Below are 3,015 nucleotides of genomic sequence, written 5' to 3' on the forward strand. Positions count from 1 at the left end.
ATATGTTTATGTAGACAGTGATATACACTATCTACATAAACATATTTTGAATATGGCATAGAAAAAATAAGGCCCTGAGGAGAAAGGGTGGCGTCAGGGCCTTATAGAGTGTACCGAGAATGGCTGAATCGGTATAAGTATCTGCTACATAACTATTATAGGATTTTTCAAAGAATATTTCTGTGACCAGAATCACATTCAAAAATATAAAAAACAATGAGAATACTGTGCAGTATTCTCATTGTTTTTTCCTTCTTATTCATCTAGTGGTGCAAAATGATTTTTATCTTCTCCGCACACAGGACAAACCCAGTCCTCTGGTAAATCTTCGAAACTTGTTCCTGGTTCTATATCCTCATCTGGATCCCCTACCTCTGGGTTATAAATATATCCACATGGTAAACAAATGTATTTTTTCATGATTTCCTCTCCTTTTTGTACAGCTTTATATTTTTTCTTTTAACTTGCTCATTATTTCACTTATGTTTGTATTTAATAAATCTATTCCTTCTAACGATACATGCTTTTCAATCGCAGATTTGTAAGGAATAGATGCCGCAACTCCTTCTAATGAAATCACACCGACTATTTTATTATCCTTAATAAATAACCTTGTATACTTCTCCTTACCGTCTTCTTCAACAATTGTTGTATCACATTGCTCTTCATTAACAACTCCAATTGAAAATAAAGATACATTGAATGCGTTAAAAATAGTAGTTGGAATTTCTTTTTTATAAATAGCAGTTTTAGAGACCATATTACTACCTGCTACTCTTCCTTGTTCCAAGGCAGTCCCCCATAAGCCTTCAATTTCATTATTTACTTCTGCAACATCTCCCGCAGCGTATACGGAGTCTATATTTGTTCTCATCTCCTCATCCACAACAATTCCTCTATTTAATTTAATAGCCGTATCATGTACAAGTTTAGTGTTCGGAGTAACGCCAATTGAGTAAACAATACTATCACAATTAATTTGAGAATTGTCGTTCATCTTTATGCCAGTTACAGATTCTTTCCCGAGAATAGAATCAATAGAAGTATTTAAATACACCTTTACTCCTTCCTTTTCAATTTTTCGTTTCAAGAGAAGCGAAGATTTTGTATCTAATTGTCTTCTCATTAATAAAGGAGCTACTTCTACAATGGATACCTTTTTACCAGCTTTCAGAATAGACCATGCTGTTTCTAAACCTTGTACACCCCCACCAATGGTCACAACACTTTCTTTGTCCTCTAAATGACCTTTAAGCTCATCTGCTTCTTTCATGTCCCTAATAGTAAAAATATTTTTTTTATTAATTCCATTTATCTCTAATCTTCTATTATTCGCTCCTGTACAAATTAATAGTTTATGATAAGAAAATACCGCTTCATTGGATGTAACAATAAATTGCTCATCTGTATTAATTTTTACCACCTTTGTATTTATAAAAACTGATATGTGATTATCTTGATACCACTTTTTCTTTTTAATTAACACTTTTTCACTGTGTAAATCTGAATACAGATCCTTTGATAATTTAATTCTTTTATAAGGTAGTAATGGCTCTTCACCAAAAATAAATATATTTGATCCTTTATCGTACTCTCTAATAGTTTTAGCGGCATTTACAGCAGCTACACCACTCCCAATAATAACAAAATTCTTTTCCATGTTTTCACCTCCATTTTTCTATTAAATAGAACTCAATAATAAATCTGTAACAAATGTTGTTGCATGTTGGATTTTCTTTACTTTCCCCTCATCTTTTGGAGAGAATCTAATCCGAATAGGAAATTCAACATGAGTCATACCTGTAGATTGGATAACTTTTGATGTGCTTTGTACATTCATATTTGTTTCATTGAGGTAATCTTGTATCACTTCAATTGCCTCTCCACTCCAACCATATGAACCGAATGAAGCTGCAATTTTTCCTTCTAGGTTCATTTCTGTCATTTCTTTTAAAATTTCTTCTAAATTACCAATCATATCTGCATATCTAGTTGAAGATCCTATGAAGACTGCATCTGCTTCTTGAATACTCTTTAAAACCTCTGATTTTTTTGATTTATCAGCGTTAAATACTGTTACATGAATATTATCTGCTTCTAAAGTTTCTTTAATAATATTTGCCACTTTTTTTGTATTATTTTTAATTGTTGTATATACAATTGTTACTTTCTTATCTTGATTCGTATCTCTACTCATATCCGCATATAATTTAATATACTTCTGTATATCCTGACGTAAAATGTAGCCATGAGATGGTGCAATCATTTGTACATCCAAATCTTTTAGAGCTTCTATTAATATTCTTACATATCTTCTATGTGGATGGATAATGGCATTATAATAACCAATAAAGTCTTCCGTAATATCTACATTCGCTTTATCACTGAAAATCTCGTCATTTGCTATATGAGTACTAAAAATATCACAAGGAAATAAAATTTTATCCTCTACACAGTAGGTAATCATTGTTTCTTCAGTATGAAGATATGGTGTTTCTTTAAATTTTAATGTTTTTCCACCAATATCTAATGTATCACCGTCTTTTACTATTAAAAACTTTCGATTATGCAGCTTATACATCTCTTGTATTTCTGGTACTGCAATTTCTGTACATACAATCGTTGCATTAGTAGCTCTTGATGCTAATGCTGCCAATCCCCCTGAATGGTCGGGCTCTGTATGATTCACTACGATATACTGAATTTCTTGTGGATCAATTAATTTACTTAATGATTCTACAAATTCTCTTCCAAACTCTATATCAACTGTATCAATCACTGTTGGTTTTTCCGTTTTTAGCAAGTACGCGTTATAAGTTGTTCCTTTTGCTAAGATTAAACGATGAAATGGAACTTCTCTATTATCAACTTTTCCTACCCAATATATATCTTTAGTTAACTGAATTTCTTTGCACATATAACTCAATTCCTCCTCAATCAGATTCGATTTACCACTGAATTATATAAACTTTTTTATAATTAAAAGAGGACTAGAATCACATTTTAAAAAAATTA

Annotated in this window: 3 protein-coding genes; all 3 read right to left on the bottom strand. The window is 31.5% G+C overall.

The genetic code is table 11. From position 1 onward, the window contains the following. Positions 1-255 precede the first annotated feature (255 nt). The 3 genes from rd to ACQGS6_RS25590 are packed head-to-tail and all read right to left on the bottom strand — an operon-like array spanning position 256 to position 2,917. Positions 256-420, bottom strand: a complete 165-nt coding sequence (gene rd / locus ACQGS6_RS25580) for a rubredoxin (protein WP_000759867.1) — start codon at positions 418-420, stop codon at positions 256-258. Positions 421-445: 25 nt separating this feature from the next. Beyond that, a complete protein-coding gene (locus tag ACQGS6_RS25585; protein WP_000414246.1) occupies positions 446-1,660 on the bottom strand; it encodes an NAD(P)/FAD-dependent oxidoreductase in 1,215 nt (404 codons plus the stop codon). A 21-nt stretch (positions 1,661-1,681) separates the two neighbouring features. Beyond that, positions 1,682-2,917 (bottom strand): FprA family A-type flavoprotein, encoded by a 1,236-nt coding sequence (locus tag ACQGS6_RS25590; protein ID WP_426965815.1) that lies wholly within the window; start codon positions 2,915-2,917, stop codon positions 1,682-1,684. Positions 2,918-3,015: the final 98 nt, after the last annotated feature.

It is taken from the genome of Bacillus sp. GMs2/2 (genome assembly GCF_050172095.1).
In the GTDB taxonomy this organism is placed as follows: Bacteria; Bacillota; Bacilli; order Bacillales; family Bacillaceae_G; genus Bacillus_A; species Bacillus_A cereus.

Excerpts from the sequence above, each read along its gene's own strand:
- ACQGS6_RS25585 (WP_000414246.1), bottom strand. The coding sequence starts at position 1,660 with ATGGAAAAGAATTTTGTTATTATTGGGAGTGGTGTAGCTGCTGTAAAT.
- rd (WP_000759867.1), bottom strand. The coding sequence starts at position 420 with ATGAAAAAATACATTTGTTTACCATGTGGATATATTTATAACCCAGAG.
- ACQGS6_RS25590 (WP_426965815.1), bottom strand. The coding sequence starts at position 2,917 with ATGTGCAAAGAAATTCAGTTAACTAAAGATATATATTGGGTAGGAAAA.